We start from the raw sequence: 18271 nt of genomic DNA, 5'->3' as shown, positions 1-18271 counted from the left end.
TCAACCGTTGCGGTCGGGATCGACCGGTTCGGGCGGCGTAGCTGGAGGAACCGGCGGGATCACGATCCAGAGGCCGCCGGTTTCCTTGGCATTGCGCAGCATCTCCTTGCGCATCTTTTCCATCTCGCGCTTCATGCGATCCGCATCCAAGCGGCTTCGCTCCTGCGCGTCCTTCATCCGCTCGCGGGCGCGGGCGAGGTGCTGCATCATGCGCTCCTCCTGCTCGCGCATCCCTTCGGCGAACGCGCGCCGATCCTGCAGCGAGAGGCGCTGGTAAGCCTTCAGCATCTTTTCCTGCGCGCGGGCGTGTTCCTTGATCGCGAGTGCGCGCTCCTCCGCCTGTGCCCTGCGGATCGCCTCGATATCCAGCCTTTCCGCCGAGATCAGATCAAGCACCTTCTGCCGCGCCTTGCGAACCTCCTCCGCGTTCGAGGGGATGCGCTGCGCCTGCATCGCTTCGGCGATGATCGCCGCGCCCTGCGGGGACATGTCCGCGAACGGCGCCTTCCATTCCAGCCTGGTCTGTCGCTGCCCGCGCGGGTCGTCGCCCGCAGACGCAGCCGTCGCGCCCAACATGGCGACAGCGAGCATCACGCCTGCAAACGCCATTTTCATAACACCATCTCCTCTTCGGGGGTGGGCGTGAACACGTTCCCCCACACAAGCATGTCATGCGCCGCCTGGGCGTCTTCTCCAGAAAGATCGCCGAGCGCGACCTGCACCTTCGGCTGTGCCACCGGCGCGGGGCCGGGCACGGCGTCGGGCCGCGACAAGAGCACCCCGCCGATCGCCAGCGACGCGGCAATCGCCCCGCCGAACGCGGCGCGCATCCACCAGCGGCGCGGCGCACCAGACCGGTAAGCCTCCGCCAGCGCGCGGTCCGCGGCGGCATCGGCGTCGGCATCGCTCGCCGGGACAAGCTCGCACGCCCAGTCCCTGAGCAGGCGATCCACGCTCCGCGCATCGTTCATCATGGCGATGAGTGCCGAATCCGACATGGCAAGCCGTTCCGCCGCCGCGCGTTCATCCTCGGGCCAAGCGGCGGGAGAACCGCCGTAAGCCTCGATGATCTCGATCACTCTTCCCCGTTCCATCACATCACCTCTTCGGCCAGCGGCCGGAGCCGCTCCGCAAGCTCGGCGCGCGCGCGCGCCAGAAGTCCTTCCACCGCCTTCGGCGTCGTCTCCAGCGCCTCGGCAATCTCGTTCATCGTCGCGCCCTCCCCATAGAAGAGCGCGATGGCGGTGCGCTGCCGCGCGGGCAGATGCGCCATCGCCTCCGCGATCCGCCGCGAGCGGGCGCTCTGCCCGGCAAGCGCCTCCGGATCGGGATCGTCGCTCGCCCGCTCCGCCACCAGTTCCAGCGGCTGCACGGGCCTCAGCGCCCGCTTCCGGTCGATACAGGCGTTGACGACGATGCGGCGAAACCACGTTTCCACCTTCGCCTTGCCCGCATCGAACGACGCCGCCTGCCGCCACAGCTTCACAAGCGCGGCCTGCACAGCGTCCTCCGCCTCGCTGCGGTCCCCGAGAACCTTGGTCGCGATGCCGATCGCAGGCCCGTAAAGGCGCCTTGTCAGCAGGCGAAAGGCATCCTCGTCGCCGTTCTGCACGGCAACCATGAGCCCCCCGGGCTCGTCCGATCGCTCGACGCCCCTATTCACCTGCAGCATCGAGAGGAGATACGCACGGCGGCGGCGAAGTCCCCCGCAACGATTTGCACCGCCCCGCGATTTCAGGGGGCGGGGCGATCATCGCGGTGCGAAGTTGACGAAGTTGAGACATGCCAAGACGCTTCGCCGCGATCGGCGCCGGCGACCTCTTCATCGCCGTCCTCATCATCCTCGTCGTCGTCCTCGGCATCGGATTGCTCTACCGCATCGACGAGACCGCTGCGATAGGCGCGTTCCCACTGGTCATCCGTCCAGTCCGCGAACTCGTCCGGATCGAGATCGGACGTGTCGATATCTTCGGGGCGCATCGCGGCATAGGCTTTCAGCCGATCCGCTTCGGCAAGCGCCAGCATGAGTTCCGTTTCCGCGAGCGTGGGTTTCGGGGGTGCGAACGGCGGCGGCCGGCGCGCGGCGACGAACGCCGCTTCGGCCTCCGCGTCGTCCGCCTCAACGCATTCGAGCAACGCCTCGAAATCTTCCGCGACGATGGTGACGGTGCGCGCGGCCTCGTCGAACTTCTCCGCCTCGCGGTCCAGCCGGGTGAGCATGGCCATCGACAGGCGATTGTCGAAGCGGTGGCGCATGATGACCGCGTCGCCGCGCTCCACCGTTTCGGTGCAGCCGTGCATGGCGCGCGAGAGAAGCTCGTCCGCCAGCCGCTCGCGCATGACGGAGCGCGGCGGCCCAGCCGAGCGCGAACAGCGCGCCGGACGCCCGCTGACGCAGCGCATAGGCGCTTGCGGGACTCATGCCTGCAGCGCGGCAGGCATCCTGCACGGTGCCGCATTCAGCGAGGGTTTCAAGGAAGATGCGCCGGCGTTCGGGCGTCCAGCCGTCGTGGCGCTGAGTTGCGGTGCGGGGCGAAGGGAGTGCGGGGGCTTGGGTCATGTGCCGGAGGGAGGCACAGGTGTTCCTATTATGGAAGGTGGTCGGGATCAGCCGATTTTTCCGCATTTGGTATTGGAAGGAGCAAGTGCGCGCTCGGCCAGCATCGAGCAGCCAAGGACGCAAGCTGCACCACATTAAGCAACGGCAACTATTTTCTGCCCGCCGCCTTCCGACCAAGAATTTTCACTTCAACGTAAAGCCGCGGCGATCAGTGCACTCGTTTTCGATATTTATTCTGGAATTACTGCCGCTCTCCTGCAATGGCCCCGACCAAACCTCCACCATTGGCGTCCTGCATAAAGAAGGTAACTCCCACCTCCTCAGCCGCTGGACCAAAGAAATTTCCCGTAAAATTGCCCGCGTGCGAGGAGTTCTCACTGATGATCGTACCGTTCAGCCGATTGCTGCCTTCAAAAATCGAACCCTCCAAACTCAAGGCGTAAGACTCTTGCGGCTTATTACCTTCGGCCCAAGCTCCTAGCTTGACATCGAATTTTGATACCACATCACCAGTCGAAAAGTCTACATTTAGCTTGCCATCGCCAAAGTATTGATGGAATCCGTACGAAGAATAAGCCGTACTTGCCACAACAAAATTGTACGCACCTTTGCCGGATCTTGGCATATCATTTTGCTCTGTTTTGTGACCGAAAGCAAAATATTGCGTATTTACCTCTAATGCATAATCACCATTATCATAATTTTTAGGTTTTGTAACAGTAAATATACCAATGTTCATATATGTCAGCGTAAGATCTTTGTCGTGGTATATAGAAAAATATTTATCTATCCAATTAACAGGGTCAGATTCATCAAATATGTCATAACTTTTTCCATCTTCAGCCTCTCCGACCAAGTCCTTATCAGAGTAAATTGCTGATTCACCTCGATATTGAACATTATATTCTTTTTTTTCAGCATTATAGCTTAGCGATATTTCGCCGTCCCGCGGGCGAACGCCGCCGGATACAGACGTATAATCTGTTGCAGGCTCATTGTTTTTCTCTCGCCAACCTATTCCTATCATTGATGCACCAGACAGAAAGTCCAAATGCACGCTCTTGGTAGGGTCATTGATTGAAGCGTATGTCGGCGGGGGAGGTGGCGGCGGCGGGACCGGTGTAACGGGAAGCGCGGTGCCACCTCCACTGCCGCCGCCACAACCTGCAAGGGCGAGCAGTGCGAAAAACGCTGAATTTCGTATCATACAGTCCACCCATACGCCGTTTCTGGTCAGTAACGTCTTGGAAATGTCTAAAACTCTTTAGACAGTGCGAATTCAAACCTCAATCGTTTGTATTCATACAAATCTATAGGAGAATCATTTTTAGTTCTTGTTACACGCGAAACCGGTGACATCCCCCGAAACTTTAATCGCTGTGCTACAATCCCGCCGCCGAACTCCAACGTGCGATCGTTCCGTCGGGCGCCAAAAAGGGAAATCGCTTCATCAGCTTTGGTCTGTGCGCGCAGAACCCTTCCATAAATGGTAAACCCTCCAATGTCGCGGCTGAGCAGCCCATCCGCGTAAGCGCTGGTGTTAGAGAATATCGGGCTTTTGGCATTCTGCCGACTAATTCCCGTAGAAACGCGCATGTATGTTTTGGGCGAGAGCGCTCTCTCGTATGCGAGCGAGATTGACCCGATATTGCCGTTCTGACGTTTCAAGTTCGGGTACGTCGATTTAAGAAGGTTGAGATTAAGCTCTAGTCGGTCGACTTTTTCGAATGGAAAGGAGATGTTCAGACCCCCTCCAAATGACCGAGAATAAATTTCGTTACCAACCCAGCGGTAATTAATAGATACAGCGGGTCTAATTTTCGTCGATCGCATTGTAATTTCTGGCCCTAACGCCAACGCAAGGCTAACATCGTTGAATTTGCTCTCTTTATATAATTGGGTTCTTCCGGACCCACGAACCATGAAGTTCAGGTGACTATCATCGCCAATTCGAGCAAAAGCTTGTCCGGAAACGTGGAGACCAACACCGGATCGTGCTCGCGCATCACGGTCCAAGTAAATCGGTGCAATAATTGTATCCACAGTTTCTTTCGATGTAGATCGGCTTATGTTCGTGTCCGGAGCCAATCCGAATTCAAAAGAGGCGCCAGTTTTTCGTTTTGATCGAAGTGCTAAAGAAAATCTCTGCACTATTTCTGCAATTTCCGGTGGAAGATCTGCCGAATGGACCCGCCTAAGCTGGGCAGAAGCTGCGCCATCTTCTCCCATCAGTGATAAAATGCGCGCCAGTTCCAACCTCACGACCGTCGCGTCAGGTTGCTCCTCAAGCACTCTCCGAAGAGCGGAAGCGCTTCCTTGGAGGTTGCCCATACTTGCACGCAACCGAGCAAGTCTGAACCCGGCCTCCGCACGTATGTCTGACGAAGGATCCCGGGTCAGACCAACGAGCAAAGTTTCGGCGGCGGCTAGTTTGCCATCCGCCCCGAGCGCCTCGGCGAGATGAAAAACCTCGGCAGCGGTAAGTGTTGCAGTATCGCGAGATATCCGGTTGCTATCATTTGCTTCAACCGGAGAGGCAAGAAGTCCTGCGAAAACCGCACTCAGAATTGATAGCGCGATATTGAAGAATCGCCCACGCGGTACGTACAAATACATCACCGATGGGATTTAACCGTCAAGGACTGTAAAGTCGAACGTAATTTCAAGAATTTTCAAGTAAAAAAGCAGTTTTTTAGCGCTTCTTTCCGCGGCTCCCTACAACTTCGACACCGCAAGCCCCCTTGCGCGCACCTAAACATCGCCGAATGGGGTGATCGCAGTTGTGATGGCGCGGGACGCGAGTTCGCCAATGGGGAGAGCGTTTGGAGCGGTCATCAATCCTCGCGCTTGTGCGCTTCGAAGTGCTTTTCCAGACGCACAACCTCATCCTTCGCGGCGCGCTTTTCGGCCAACGTTCTTCCGTGAAGGTGGCGGTTCTCGGCGGCTTTGGCCTCCGCTTCGGCGCGCATCTTTGCCTTGCGCCTTTGGCGGAGGTTTATGAGTTCGGCCATGCGGGACTGCCCTACCCGCCCGCTCGGCTCAGTCGCGCTTTTCGGTGACTTCCCACGTCTGGCCCTTGCGGATCAGCGCGGAGAGGTCGGCGATCTTGCCTTGGGTCAGCGTCTTCGTCTGTTCGCCGAGCGCGCTTTCGTAGCTGGGCGCGGGCGAGCAGAAGATGACGCCGAGTGCGATCGGGAAGCCGGGAAACGGCATATCCACCAGCATCTGCGCTACGCCCTTGTTGGTCTCGTCGTGGACGATGACGCCCGCGGCTTCCCAGTTGCCGTCCGCAACCTCGACGACTTCGAGGCGGAGTTCCTGCCGGTTGAGCGTGAGGCCCTTGGTGCCGCCCGCGAACAGCATCGGCTTGCCGTGTTCCAGCCATATCTGGCTTTCGGCGGCATTCGCCTTCGCGGTGAACGGCTCGAACACCGCGTCGTTGTAGACGATACAGTTCTGGTAGAGCTCGACGAAGCTGGTGCCTTTGTGCGCGTGGGCGCGCTTCAGGATGCCGGGCATTTCCTTCTGCGAGGTGTCGATGCAGCGCGCGATGAAGCGGGCGCCGGCGCCGATCGCGAAGGCGCAGGGGCTCGCGGGACGGTCCACCGAGCCGAACGGCGAGGTGGGCGTGCGCGTGCCGACGCGGCTCGTCGGTGAATACTGGCCCTTGGTGAGCCCGTAGATCTCGTTGTTGAACAGCAGCACCTGGCAATCGAGATTGCGGCGCAGCAGGTGCAGCATGTGGTTGCCGCCGATGGAAAGCCCGTCGCCGTCGCCGGTGACGAGCCACACGTCGAGTTCAGGATTGGCGAGCTTCACGCCGGTCGCGATCGCGGGGGCGCGGCCGTGGATGGTGTGGAAGCCGTAGGTCGCCATGTAATAGGGGAAGCGCGACGAGCAGCCGATGCCGCTGACGAACACGGTGTTTTCAGGCCGCGCGCCAAGCTCCGCCATCGTGCGCTGGACGCCCTTCAATATGGCATAGTCGCCGCAGCCGGGGCACCAGCGCACCTCCTGATCTGTGGCGAAATCGGCGGCTTTCAGGGGGGTGACGACGTTCATGCGAGGGCTCCCTCGATAGCGGCCTCGATCTCGGCGATCTTGAAGGGCTGGCCGGAGACCTTGTTGAGCGGTTTCGCGTCCACAAGGAACTGGTCGCGCAGCACGGTCTTGAGCTGACCCGTGTTCATCTCGGGTACGAGAATCCGGTCGTAAGTCTTGAGCAAATCTCCGAGATTTCTCGGCAGCGGCCAGATGTGGCGGATGTGGATATGGGCAACGCTCGCGCCCTTCGCGCGGGCACGGCGGACGGCCTGATGGATCGGGCCGAAGGTCGAGCCCCAGCCGACGACGGCGAGCTTTTCACCGGGCGCGCCGAGGCAGACGTCCTGCTCCGGAATGTCGTTCGCGATGCCGTCGATCTTCGCCTTGCGCGTGTCGGTCATCTTCTGGTGGTTTTCGGGCGAATAATCGATGTGGCCCGAATTGTAGCTCTTCTCGATGCCGCCGATGCGGTGCATCAGGCCGGGCGTGCCGGGCTTGATCCAGACGCGCGCAAGCTTTTCGTCGCGGGCATAGGGGTTCAGCTCCGTGCCCTCTGGCGGCAGTTCCTCGTGGAACGTGACCGGGAACTCTTCATAGGTGCCGATGTCCGGCACCTTCCACGGCTCGGCGGCGTTGGCGATGTAGCCGTCCGTCAGCAGCATCACCGGCGTCATGTAGCGCACGGCGAGGCGGCAGGCCTCAATCGCGGCGTCGAACGCATCGGACGGCGAGCGGGCGGCGATCACGGCGAGTGGCGCGTCGCCGTTGCGGCCGTAAACGGCCTGGTAGAGATCCGACTGCTCGGTCTTCGTGGGGAGGCCCGTCGACGGCCCGCCGCGCTGGCTGTTCACGATAACGAGCGGGAGCTCGGTCATGATCGCGAGGCCGAGCGCTTCACCCTTCAGCGCGATGCCGGGGCCGGACGACGAGGTGATGCCGAGCTGGCCCGCATAGGAGGCGCCGATCGCGGCGCAGATCGCGGCGATTTCGTCTTCCGCCTGGAAGGTGGTGACGCCGTACTCCTTGAGGCGCGCGAGCGTGTGCAGGATCGAGGAGGCGGGCGTGATCGGGTACGAGCCGAAGAACAGCGGCAGATGCGCGAGGTTCGCACCGACGACGAGGCCGAGGCTCAGTGCCTCCGCGCCCGTGACGGTGCGGTAGAGCCCCGCTTCGGCGGGCGCGGCTTCGACATGGTAGCGCGCGAACGTGCCCATTTCGGCGGTTTCGCCGTAACCGTGACCGGCATTGAGCGCGGCGATGTTGGCGTCGGCGAGGACCGGGCTCTTCGAGAACTTGGCATTGAGCCAGTCGATGAGCGGCTGGCGGTCGCGATCGAACATCCAGAGCGCGAGGCCGAGCGTCCACATGTTCTTGCAGCGCAGCGCCTCCTTGTTGCCGAGGCCGTATTCGGCGACCGACTCCATCGTGCGCGCAGAAATATCGAAGGCGACGACCTGATAGTCGGCAAGGCTGCCGTCCGTCAGCGGATCGACCTCGTAGCCCGCCTTCTTGAGGTTGCGGGCGTTGAACTCGCCGGTGTCGGCGATGATGAGCCCGCCGGGGCGGAGCGCCGACAGGTTCGTCTTCAAGGCCGCCGGGTTCATCGCCACGAGGATATCGGGCGCGTCGCCCGCGGTTTCGATCGCAGTGGAGCCGAAGTTGATCTGGAACGCCGAAACGCCGAAGGTCGTGCCCTGCGGCGCGCGGATTTCCGCCGGAAAGTCCGGGAAGGTCGCGAGGTCGTTGCCCGCAAGCGCGGTGGACAGCGTAAACTGCCCGCCGGTGAGCTGCATGCCGTCGCCGGAGTCGCCGGCGAAACGGACGACGACCGCGTCGCGCGCGATCGCCGCGCCCTCGGTGGGCATGGGGTCTTTAAGCTTGGTTGCCATTGGCGGTCCCGGGACTGTGTATGCTTGTTCGGGGAATCTCTAAGCCCGCGAGCCCGTGCCCGCAAAGTAGATTTTATGTGAGGCTCCCAAGGTCAGGCTTGTGCAGCCCACCTGTCGATAGCGCGACTTGCGGCAGAGCCGGCCTCGGCGGATAGTCCGCGCCAAATCCGCAAGGGAGGGAGATTCGGCGATGAGTTTCGTTCGTCCAGACGTGCAGGCGTTCCTCGATATGCTGAATGCGCAGCCCGGGCCCAAGCTGCACGAGCTTGACCCCGGCACGGCCCGCCAGATGATGGGCATGATGGTGCAGATGGCCGAAGTGCCGCGCGGCGAGATCGCGCGGGTGGAAGACCTTGCCATCGACGGGCCGCACGGCGACCGCATCCCGCTGCGCCTTTACAGCGCGCGCGCGGCGGGTGGTGCGCCGCAATCGGCGCTCATGTACTTCCACGGCGGCGGCTGGGTGGTCGGCGACCTTGAAACGCACGACGGGCTCTGCGCCGAGATCGCGCGTAGCCTCGATATCACCGTGATTTCGGTCGACTACCGCCTCGCCCCCGAGCACGCCTTCCCGGCGGCGGGCGAGGACTGCCTTGCCGCGACGCGCTGGGCGGCGGCATCTCCGAAGGAAATCGGGCACGCCGTAACGAGCATCGTCGTGGCGGGCGACAGCGCGGGCGGCAATCTTGCTGCCATCGTCGCGCAGGAACTGGCGGGCAAGCTGCCCGCGCCGATCATCGCGCAGTGGCTGATCTATCCGGGCGTCGACATGACAGCGAACACGGGATCGATGGAGGCCTTCGCGGACGGATATCTGCTGACCGCCGAGAGTATGGCGTGGTTCATGCGCCACTACATCGGGAACCTGCCCGATCCCACCGACCCGCGCGCGTCGCCGCTGCATTCGCCCGCGCTCGATAACCAGCCCGCCGCGCTCGTCTTTACCTGCGGGCTCGATCCGCTGCGCGACCAGGGCCGCGCCTATGCCGCGAAACTGATCGCAAGCGGGGTGCCGACCGTGTTCCGTGAGGCCAAGGGTCAAATCCACGGCAGCATCACGCTGAGGCAGGCGATTCCGTCGGCGCAGGGCGACCTCGCCGGATGCCTCGCGGCGCTGAAGGACATCATCAACGAGGCGGGCGCCGACCTCACCATGATGAAAGCCGCTGCCGAGTGACCGAACGCGTCCACCCCTCCGGGCTCCCGTATCGGCCCTGTGTCGGCATCATGCTGCTCAATCCGAAGAAGCACGTGTTTGTGGCGAAGCGGCTCGATATGGTCGCGGAGGCGTGGCAGATGCCGCAGGGTGGGATCGACCCGGGCGAAGATCCCGAGGAAGCCGCCGTGCGCGAGCTGGGCGAAGAGATCGGCACCCACAAGGCCGAGATCATCGCCGTGAGCGCGGGCTGGTACTGGTACGACCTGCCCGACGAGTTGATCGGCAAGATCTGGAAGGGTCGCTATGCCGGGCAGCGGCAGAAGTGGTTCGCGATGCGCTTCACCGGCAAGGACAGCGACATCGATATCGACACCGAACATCCCGAGTTCAGCGAATGGAAGTGGGCGAAACCTGCTATGCTTCCCGACCTGATCGTGCCGTTCAAACGACAGCTTTACATTGATGTGTTGCGTGAGTTCGAACCCATACTCGCGTAGGCGACAGCGACGGCGGAATTGATCCGTCGGACGTAATCCTGTATTTGTCGGAACGCGAGGAAGAGCAGTGCGGGGCAACCCGCGCAGACAGGAGATTTGCCGTGAGCATATCCACTCGCGTTCCTTTTGCCGTCTTCTCGCTTGCCGCGCTCGCCGCGATTCCCGCTGCCGTCCCCGCATCCGCGACATTGACGCCCGAAGCGCTGCGCCTGCTGAACCCGGCCACCGCGTTCAGCCAGGCGTGCGGACAGGGCAAGAAGCGCTCGCTACTGCCGCAGCGCATCCAGTATGCGATGGCGAACACGCTGCCGCAGTTCGACAGCGAGCCGCCGCTCTACAAGGGGCTGGGCAACGTCAACTTCCCGATCGGCACGAAGAACCCCGAGGCGCAGGCCTTTTTCAACCAGGGGCTGATGCTGGTCTACGGCTTCAACCACCAGGAGGCGATCCGCGCCTTCCGCGCCGCCGCGCGCCGCGATCCCGACTGCGCGATGTGCTATTGGGGCGAGGCCTATGCGCACGGCTCCAACATCAACGCGCCGATGGACCCGTCCACGAACGAGGCGACATGGGCGGCGCTGCAGAAGGCCGTCGCCGCGAAGGATAGAGCGAGCCCGCGCGAGCGCGCGCTGATCGAGGCGCTGCAGACGCGCTACGCGCAGAACGCACCCGCCGACAGAAGTAGCCTCGACAAGGCGTTTTCCGCAGCAATGATGAAGGTCGCTGCCGACTATCCGATGGACAACGACATCGGCGTGCTCGCGGCGGAATCCGCGATGACCTCCTCACCTTGGGATTATTGGGAGCCGGGCGGGCTGACCCCCTACCCGCACATCGTGCCGGCGATCCGGCTCGTCGAGCAGGTGATGGCGCGTGATCCCTATCACCCGCAGGCCTCGCATCTTTATATCCACCTGCTCGAAGCCTCGGCGCGGCCCGCGCAGGCGGAGGCGGCGGCGGACCGGCTTTCGAAGCCGCTGGTGCCCGCGGCAGGCCACCTCGTCCACATGCCGGGGCATCTGTTCTATCGCGTCGGGCGCTACGGCGACGCGATCCGTGTGAATGTCGACGCCGCGAAGGTTGACGAGGACTATCTCAAATCCTCGCCGCTCGCGGGCATTTACCGGTTCGGATATTACCCGCACAACGTCCACTTCATCGTCTCCGCCGCGCAGATGGCGGGCGACATGGAGACGGCGGTTTCGCAGGCGACGAAGCTGCGCGAGATTCTTAACCCGGACGTGACCGTGACGATCCCGTTCGTGCAGCCGGTGGATGCGGCGCCCTACCTAGCCTACGCGCACTTCGCGACGCCGAAGGAGATCATGGCGCTGCCCGCGCCCGACGCGCGCCTGCCCTACGTGCAGGCGATGTGGCGCTATGCGCGCGCTGTCGCGCAGGCGGATGCGAGAAATGACAAGGGCTTCAAGGCTGAACTTGATGCGATGCGTGAAATCGGCCGCACGACCGACTGGAAGCCGCTGACCGACGGGCTGGTGCCGGTGCCGGCACTTCTGGAGGTCGCCGAGAACGTCGCCCTCGGGCGGCAGGCGATGGCGAAGAAGCGCTACAAGGACGCTGTCGCCTTCTACCGCAAGGGGGCAGAGGCGGAGACGCGGGTGAACTACACCGAGCCGCCCTATTGGTATTATCCGGTGAACCAGTCGCTGGGCGGCGCACTCTACATGGCGGGCGACTACAAGGGCGCAGAAGCCGCGTTCCAGAAGGCGCTGGTTCAGTATCCGGGCAACGCCTGGGCGCTGTGGGGCCTTGGGGAGACGCAGGCGCGGACGGGCGACGCGGCAGGCGCGACGGCGACACGCGCGGCGTTCGCTCAGGCGTGGATGGGGAAGAAGGACTGGCTGACGATGGCGAAATTGTAGCCGGTCCACCCCCTCTCCCCGACCCTCTCCCCAGCGGGGAGAGGGAGGGCGTGGCTCAGGGCTTCAACGGACCGCCGATCGACCAGATGTGGCCGAACGGGTCAGCGACCTGACCGTAGCGTTGACCCCAGAACTGGTTGTCGAGCGGGAAACGTACCGTGGCACCCGCCGCGACTGCGCGCTCCCAAGCGGCATCGGCATCGGGCACCTCGATATGGAGCACGACGCAGGCCGGGGCGTCAGACGGCTTGCCGCCCATCATTTCGGGAAAATCGTCGTGGAGCATCAGCGAACCGCCGAAGAGCGTGAGATGCGCGTGCATCAGCCGCACGCCGTCGTCCGCGGGATGGCGGAACAGCTCCTGCGCGCCGAAGGCCTTCTCGTAGAAGGCAATCGCGTCTTTCGCCTTGTTGTCCCGGATCGTGAGGTGGGGCGTGACACCGGTAAGCTCTGGTGGTGCGTCCGTCATGGCTTCCTCCGCAAGCGTTTGCGCCGCGCATCATAGCATGGAAAACGGCCGGGCCCACGGGGTGGACCCGGCCGCCTCCCTCACGCACTAGGCGTTAGATGCGGTCGCCGAGGGCGCCCTTCACCTTGCCTTTTGCGTTCTGGACCTCGCCGCGGCGTTCCTGCGCGATGCCTTCGGCTTCGAGGCGCGGGTTTTTCGTGGCCTTGCCGACCGCCTGCTTCACATTGCCGGCCGCCTCGTTGGCGAGACCTTTCGCGCGATCCTTGAGTTCACCCATGATGTCACTCCTGAAAAATACTGTGCGGCGGGGGATGCGCACATCAGGAGAATGCCTGGGCCCACAGAGGAGTTCCGCGGCTCGTCGCAAGCGTCAGATCAGACCACCGAGGGGACTGGAAGGATCGGCATAGAGACGCCGCTGCATCCGGCCTGCCCGGTAGGAAAGCCGCCCTGCCTCGACAGCATGGCGCATGGCGCGGGCCATCATCACCGGGTCTTTCGCCTCGGCTATGGCTGTATTCATAAGAACGCCGTCGCAGCCGAGCTCCATCGCCACCGCAGCGTCCGACGCCGAACCGACGCCCGCGTCGACGAGCACGGGCACCTTCGCCTGCTCGACGATGAGGCGGATCATCACCGGGTTCTGGATGCCGAGGCCCGAGCCGATCGGTGCGCCGAGCGGCATGATCGCGGCGGCGCCGGCATCCTCCAGTTTCTTCGCGGCGATGGGATCGTCCGCGCAGTAGACCATGACGTCGAAACCGTCGTTTACGAGTTCCTTCGTGGCGCGGAGCGTCTGCTCCATGTCCGGGTAGAGCGTCTTCGCCTCGCCCAGAACTTCCAGCTTCACAAGGTTCCAGCCGCCCGCCTCACGCGCGAGGCGCAGCGTGCGCATCGCGTCTTCCGCCGTGAAACAGCCGGCGGTGTTCGGCAGATAGGTATAGCGCTTCGGATCGACATAATCGGTGAGAAGCGGCTGCGAACGATCCGTGAGGTTCACGCGGCGCACGGCGACGGTGACGATCTCGGCGCCCGAGGCCTCGACCGCCGCGGCGTTCACCGCATAATCCTTGTACTTGCCGGTGCCCACGATCAGCCGCGAGGTGAAGCGGCGCCCGGCAACTTCCCAGCTATCGTCTTCGCTGCCGCCGGCACTGCCGCCGCCCACGAAATGCACGATCTCCAGCTGGTCGCCGTCCGCGAGCGCAACGTCGGCGTAGGCGGACTTCGGGACGATCTCGAGGTTCCGCTCCACCGCCACGGCCTTGGGATCAAGATCCAGCTCGGCGACGAGCGCCGCGATGCTGGCGCCGGGGATGATGCGGCGCGGTTCGCCGTTCACGGTGATGCTGATGGTCATCGGTCCTTATTCTTCTCAGGCTTCCCTGTCGCGCGGAGCGTCCATATAAGGGCCGCTTTCGTCGCAGGCCAGTGCTCGGGAGCATTGGGCGACAAAGGGGCTTCGAATGGCAGAAACGCCGCTGGTGCTGGTCCTCAACGGGCCGAACCTCAACCTCCTCGGCACGCGCGAGCCGGAGATTTACGGCGCCGACACGCTCGATGACGTGGCGGCGATGCTGGAGGACCGCGCCAAAGGGCTCGGCCTTGAAGTCGACGTGCGCCAATCGAACCACGAAGGGCACCTCGTCGACTGGCTTCACGAGGCGGCTTCGCGGGGGGCAAAGGCCGTGATCCTGAACGCCGGCGCCTATACGCACACATCGATCGCGATCCGCGACGCCATCAAGGCGATTGCGGTTCCGGTCATCGAAGTCCATATTTCCAACCCTCACGCCCGTGAGACCTTCCGGCACCTGAGCCATGTGGCGCCGGTCGCGAAGGGATCGATCACGGGTTTCGGTATCCACGGATATGCGCTGGCGCTGGACGCCGCCGCACAACTTTAACACCTTACAGAACAACAACATCGGGGACGCAACGTGACCAATGGTAAGACGGGCATGAACGTCGATACGAAGCTGGTGCGCCAGCTCGCGGAATTGCTGGATGAAACAGGCCTCAGCGAGATCGAGGTGGAGGACGAGGGGCGCAAAATCCGCGTTGCGCGGCAGATAAGCGGCGTTGTCGCCGCGGCGCCGGTGGCTGCGGTCGCAGCGGCCCCGGCTGCCCCTGCCGCAGCACCAGCAGCCGCGCCGGCTGAAACCGATCTCAAGTCCCACCCCGGCGCGGTGAAATCGCCGATGGTGGGCACCGTGTACCTCTCCGCCGAGCCCGGCAGCGCCCCCTTCATCAAGGAAGGTGCTGCGGTTTCCGCCGGCGATACGCTGGTGATCGTGGAAGCGATGAAGGTGATGAACCCGATTCAGGCGCCGAAATCGGGCAAGGTCGTGAAGATCTGCGTGGCGAACGAACAGCCCGTGGAATACGACCAGCCGCTGGTGGTCATCGAATAACGATGTTCGACAAGATCCTCATCGCGAACCGCGGCGAAATCGCGCTTCGCATCCACCGCGCGTGCCATGAAATGGGCATCAAGACGGTCGCGGTTCACTCGACCGCCGATTCCGACGCCATGCACGTGCGCCTTGCCGACCAGGCCGTGTGCATCGGCCCGCCGAGCGCGGCGGAGTCCTATCTCAACATCCCGGCGATCATCTCGGCGGCCGAGATCACAGGGGCGGATGCGATCCACCCCGGATACGGCTTCCTTTCCGAGAACGCGCGCTTCGCCGAGATCGTGGAAGAGCACAAGCTCGCGTGGATCGGGCCGAGCCCCGAGCACATCCGCATGATGGGCGATAAGGTGGAAGCGAAGCGCACCGCCGCGCGCCTCGGCCTGCCGCTCGTGCCGGGCAGCGACGGGCCGATCACCGACCTTTCGGAAGCCGAAACGGTCGCGTTCGAAATCGGCTACCCCGTGCTGGTGAAGGCCGCATCGGGCGGCGGCGGACGCGGGATGAAGGTCGTCGACAGCCCCGAAAAGCTCGGCACGCTGATCGCGCAGGCGCGCGCCGAGGCGAAGGCCGCGTTCGGCGACGACACCGTGTACCTTGAAAAGTACCTCGGCAATCCGCGTCACATCGAGTTCCAGGTGTTCGGCGACACGCACGGCAATGCCGTCCACCTCGGCGAGCGCGACTGCTCGCTGCAGCGGCGCCACCAGAAGGTTCTGGAGGAAGCCCCCTCGCCCGCGCTCAACGCAGGCCAGCGCGAGGAGATGGGCGAGATCGTACGCAAGGCGATCGCCGGCCTCGGCTATCGCGGCGCGGGCACGATCGAGTTCCTGTACGAAGATGGCCGCTTCTACTTCATCGAGATGAACACGCGCCTGCAGGTCGAGCATCCCGTCACCGAGATGATCACCGGCATCGACCTCGTTCGCGAGCAGATCCGCGTTGCGGCGGGGCTTCCGCTTTCCGTGAAGCAGGAAGACATCCGCTTCGCCGGCCACGCCATCGAATGCCGCATCAACGCCGAGGACCCGGCAACGTTCGCGCCCTCGCCCGGCAAGGTGGAGCATTATCACGCGCCCGGCGGGCTGCACGTGCGCGTCGATAGCGCGCTTTACGACGGCTACCGCATCCCTTCGAACTACGACAGCCTGATCTCCAAGCTGATCGTCTACGGTTCAGGTCGCAACGACTGCCTGATGCGGCTGCGCCGTGCGCTGGAGGAATACATCATCTCCGGCCCCAAGACGACGATCCCGCTCCACCAGGCACTGATCGAAGACCCCGAGTTCCAGAACGGCGACTACACGATCAAGTGGCTGGAAAGCTGGCTGGAGAAGCGGCGCGAGGGCTGAGCGGCCCACCTTCCCAATCTGCCAGATTGCATCCCGGCGCGGCGGCTGAGACAGTCGGCCATCCGACTCGGGGGGAGGTTTTCGATGGCCTTTGTTTCACGCCGCGGTTTTCTTGAAACGGGCGCGGCGCTTGCCGCGCTTTCCGCCTGTCGCCAGACCACGGCGGCCAAGGCCCCGCCTACGAAGTGGACCGATGCGGTATCGCAGGCGAAGGCCGTGGCCGAGGGCAAGACGCAGCCCGCCGCGCTCGTCGAGGCGGCGATCCGGCGGCTCGAATCGGTGAACGGCAAGATCAACGCGGTCAAGTTCCCGAATCTGGAGCGTGCCCGCGAGATCGCCGCGAACGGCGTGAAAGGTCCGCTCGCGGGCGTGCCGACACTGATCAAGGACAATGTCCACCAGAAGGGCCTGCCCTACACGCAAGGCTGCCGGGCGCTCGCCGCAACGGTCGCCGACGAGACCGATGCCTATCCGGCGGCGATCGAGACGGCAGGCTTCGTTTCCATCGGCCGCTCGACGCTGCCCGAATTCGGCATCACCGCGACGACCGAGCCGCTGCTGACCGGCGTGACGCGCAACCCATGGAACCTCGACCATTCGACGGGCGGCTCTTCGGGCGGCAGCGCGGCGGCGGTGGCGGCGGGCGTGGTGCCGGTGGCGCACGCCAACGACGGCGGCGGATCGATCCGCATCCCGGCGAGCTGCTGCGGCCTTGTGGGCCTCAAGCCCTCGCGGCGGCGGATGGCGGGGGATGCGGCCTCGCCGGACATCGCGACGCACCTTGGCGTCGAGGGCTGCGTTTCCCGCACCGTGCGCGATACGGCGGCGTGGTTCCACGCGACGCAGGCGAAGGGCGAAGGCGCGGCTTTCGCCGAAGCGCCGCTCGTCACCGGCCCTGCGAAGGATCGGCTGCGCGTCGGGCTCCGGCTCAATCACCCGTCGGGCGGCCTGCCCCATGAAGAGGTGCAGCGCGTGTTCGGCGAGGCTTCCGCGCTGCTCCAGAAGCTCGGCCACAAGGTGAAGGACGTGCCGGCGCCTTACAAAGGCGACGTGGTGATTCCGGCGTTCATGGCGCTGTGGGAATCGGGCGCGGGACAGGCGGTTGCCGAGATCACGAAAATGGCGCCCGGCGTCGATCCTTCGACGATCCTTGAACCGCTGACCCTGACGATGGCGGCGCAAGCCGCAACCTATACGCCCGAGCAGATGCAGGTCTCCACGGCTGCGCTCGATGAGGCGATGGCGTCGTACCGCGCGCAGTTCAAGGACATCGACATCTACATGACGCCCGTGCTCGGCCAGCCCGCCGCGCCGATCGGCTATATCGCGCCGACGATCCCGTGGCCCGAACAGCGCGCGCGGCTGATCGCCTATGCGGGCTTCACGGGGGTGGAGAACGTGGCGGGCGTGCCTTCGATCGGGCTGCCGATCGGCGAATCGAAGGACGGCATCCCCATCGGCATCCAGTTCGCGACAGCACCGGGCGGCGAAGCGCGCCTCCTCGCGCTCGCCTATGAACTCGAACGCGAACTTTTATGGTATGATCGCAGGCCCGGTGTATGGGCCGGTGAAATCTGAGTTCAAGTGGAGGCAAGATGCGCGTTATCGTCTGGTACAACCCCCGCTGCGGCACGGCCCGCAATGTGCGCGACTATCTGACCGAACACGCCATTCCCTTCGACCTCCGCGAGTATCTGGAAGACGTGCCGAGCCGCGCGGAAATCGAGGATGTGTTGCGGAAATCGGGCCTGGCGGCGCACGAGCTGCTGCGTGCCAAGGAGCCGCTGGCGAAGGAGCTCGGCCTCCTCGAACCCGGCGTTTCCGAGGAGCATATCATCACCGCGATGCACGAGAACCCAATCCTCATCAACCGGCCGGTCGTGATCGACGGAAACCGCGCGAAACTCTGCCGCCCTTCCGAGGTGATCGCCGAGTTTCTTCCGCCGCCGGACTTGCGGCGTCCCGGCAAAGCACTGTAAGGGCCCCGACCCATTGAGGTCGGTG

At 63.7% G+C, this 18271-nt stretch carries 20 protein-coding genes; 8 read left to right on the top strand and 12 right to left on the bottom strand.

Features of this window, described 5'->3' with window-relative positions:
* From ACE3TJ_RS18335 to ACE3TJ_RS18295, 9 genes are all read right to left on the bottom strand, one after another.
* Complete coding sequence (locus ACE3TJ_RS18335; RefSeq protein WP_374598791.1) at positions 1 to 615, bottom strand: hypothetical protein; 615 nt, start codon at positions 613 to 615, stop codon at positions 1 to 3.
* Positions 612 to 1094, bottom strand: a complete 483-nt coding sequence (locus tag ACE3TJ_RS18330) for a hypothetical protein (protein ID WP_374598789.1) — start codon at positions 1092 to 1094, stop codon at positions 612 to 614. Before ACE3TJ_RS18330 ends, ACE3TJ_RS18335 begins: the two co-directional genes overlap by 4 nt.
* Positions 1094 to 1621: an RNA polymerase sigma factor gene (locus ACE3TJ_RS18325; protein WP_374598787.1), complete on the bottom strand. Its 528-nt coding sequence runs from the start codon at positions 1619 to 1621 to the stop codon at positions 1094 to 1096. Before ACE3TJ_RS18325 ends, ACE3TJ_RS18330 begins: the two co-directional genes overlap by 1 nt.
* Positions 1622 to 1734: 113 nt before the next feature.
* Complete coding sequence (locus ACE3TJ_RS18320) at positions 1735 to 2403, bottom strand: hypothetical protein (protein ID WP_374598785.1); 669 nt, start codon at positions 2401 to 2403, stop codon at positions 1735 to 1737.
* A 398-nt stretch (positions 2404 to 2801) separates the two neighbouring features.
* The gene (locus ACE3TJ_RS18315; protein ID WP_374598783.1) at positions 2802 to 3611 is read right to left on the bottom strand and encodes a transferrin-binding protein-like solute binding protein; all 810 of its coding nucleotides are present in this window, start codon (positions 3609 to 3611) and stop codon (positions 2802 to 2804) included.
* A gap of 203 nt (positions 3612 to 3814) precedes the next feature.
* Positions 3815 to 5176 (bottom strand): surface lipoprotein assembly modifier, encoded by a 1362-nt coding sequence (locus ACE3TJ_RS18310; protein WP_374599449.1) that lies wholly within the window; start codon positions 5174 to 5176, stop codon positions 3815 to 3817.
* 218 nt (positions 5177 to 5394) lie between these two features.
* Complete coding sequence (locus ACE3TJ_RS18305; protein ID WP_374598781.1) at positions 5395 to 5571, bottom strand: DUF4169 family protein; 177 nt, start codon at positions 5569 to 5571, stop codon at positions 5395 to 5397.
* 28 nt (positions 5572 to 5599) lie between these two features.
* Entirely contained in the window at positions 5600 to 6622 is a 1023-nt protein-coding gene (locus tag ACE3TJ_RS18300) for a 2-oxoacid:ferredoxin oxidoreductase subunit beta (RefSeq protein ID WP_374598779.1), read from the bottom strand.
* Positions 6619 to 8493, bottom strand: coding sequence for a 2-oxoacid:acceptor oxidoreductase subunit alpha (locus ACE3TJ_RS18295; RefSeq protein WP_374598777.1), 1875 nt, complete (start codon positions 8491 to 8493; stop codon positions 6619 to 6621). Before ACE3TJ_RS18295 ends, ACE3TJ_RS18300 begins: the two co-directional genes overlap by 4 nt.
* Positions 8494 to 8683: 190 nt before the next feature.
* Between ACE3TJ_RS18295 and ACE3TJ_RS18290 the strand changes: the two genes are divergently transcribed.
* The 3 genes from ACE3TJ_RS18290 to ACE3TJ_RS18280 all read left to right on the top strand — a co-directional run bounded on the left by ACE3TJ_RS18290 (position 8684) and on the right by ACE3TJ_RS18280 (position 12032).
* Positions 8684 to 9670: an alpha/beta hydrolase gene (locus ACE3TJ_RS18290; protein ID WP_374598775.1), complete on the top strand. Its 987-nt coding sequence runs from the start codon at positions 8684 to 8686 to the stop codon at positions 9668 to 9670.
* A complete protein-coding gene (locus tag ACE3TJ_RS18285; RefSeq protein ID WP_374598773.1) occupies positions 9667 to 10149 on the top strand; it encodes an RNA pyrophosphohydrolase in 483 nt (160 codons plus the stop codon). Before ACE3TJ_RS18290 ends, ACE3TJ_RS18285 begins: the two co-directional genes overlap by 4 nt.
* A gap of 101 nt (positions 10150 to 10250) precedes the next feature.
* Positions 10251 to 12032: a tetratricopeptide repeat protein gene (locus tag ACE3TJ_RS18280; RefSeq protein WP_374598771.1), complete on the top strand. Its 1782-nt coding sequence runs from the start codon at positions 10251 to 10253 to the stop codon at positions 12030 to 12032.
* 55 nt (positions 12033 to 12087) lie between these two features.
* On the opposite strand, the gene ACE3TJ_RS18275 is transcribed toward ACE3TJ_RS18280, so the two are convergent.
* The 3 genes from ACE3TJ_RS18275 to thiS form a co-directional block, all read right to left on the bottom strand.
* Positions 12088 to 12501: a VOC family protein gene (locus tag ACE3TJ_RS18275; RefSeq protein WP_374598769.1), complete on the bottom strand. Its 414-nt coding sequence runs from the start codon at positions 12499 to 12501 to the stop codon at positions 12088 to 12090.
* Between the two features lie 94 nt (positions 12502 to 12595).
* The gene (locus ACE3TJ_RS18270; protein WP_374598767.1) at positions 12596 to 12778 is read right to left on the bottom strand and encodes a CsbD family protein; all 183 of its coding nucleotides are present in this window, start codon (positions 12776 to 12778) and stop codon (positions 12596 to 12598) included.
* Between the two features lie 93 nt (positions 12779 to 12871).
* Positions 12872 to 13861: a sulfur carrier protein ThiS gene (gene thiS, locus ACE3TJ_RS18265; protein ID WP_374598765.1), complete on the bottom strand. Its 990-nt coding sequence runs from the start codon at positions 13859 to 13861 to the stop codon at positions 12872 to 12874.
* Between the two features lie 106 nt (positions 13862 to 13967).
* Between thiS and aroQ the strand changes: the two genes are divergently transcribed.
* From aroQ to ACE3TJ_RS18240, 5 genes are all read left to right on the top strand, one after another.
* Positions 13968 to 14408 carry a type II 3-dehydroquinate dehydratase gene (aroQ, locus tag ACE3TJ_RS18260; RefSeq protein WP_374598763.1) on the top strand — a complete coding sequence of 147 codons (441 nt, stop codon included), beginning with the start codon at positions 13968 to 13970 and terminating at the stop codon, positions 14406 to 14408.
* A 54-nt stretch (positions 14409 to 14462) separates the two neighbouring features.
* A complete protein-coding gene (gene accB, locus ACE3TJ_RS18255; RefSeq protein WP_374599447.1) occupies positions 14463 to 14915 on the top strand; it encodes an acetyl-CoA carboxylase biotin carboxyl carrier protein in 453 nt (150 codons plus the stop codon).
* Positions 14916 to 14917: 2 nt separating this feature from the next.
* Complete coding sequence (gene accC, locus ACE3TJ_RS18250) at positions 14918 to 16267, top strand: acetyl-CoA carboxylase biotin carboxylase subunit (protein WP_374598761.1); 1350 nt, start codon at positions 14918 to 14920, stop codon at positions 16265 to 16267.
* An 84-nt stretch (positions 16268 to 16351) separates the two neighbouring features.
* Entirely contained in the window at positions 16352 to 17845 is a 1494-nt protein-coding gene (locus ACE3TJ_RS18245) for an amidase (protein WP_374598759.1), read from the top strand.
* A gap of 17 nt (positions 17846 to 17862) precedes the next feature.
* Entirely contained in the window at positions 17863 to 18246 is a 384-nt protein-coding gene (locus tag ACE3TJ_RS18240) for an arsenate reductase family protein (RefSeq protein WP_374598757.1), read from the top strand.
* Positions 18247 to 18271: the final 25 nt, after the last annotated feature.

The sequence above is a fragment of the Sphingosinicella sp. genome, from assembly GCF_041916975.1.
In the GTDB taxonomy this organism is placed as follows: Bacteria; Pseudomonadota; Alphaproteobacteria; order Sphingomonadales; family Sphingomonadaceae; genus Sphingosinicella.
Note: the sequence above shows the minus strand (reverse complement) of the source record. Positions and strands in the feature narration are given on the sequence as shown.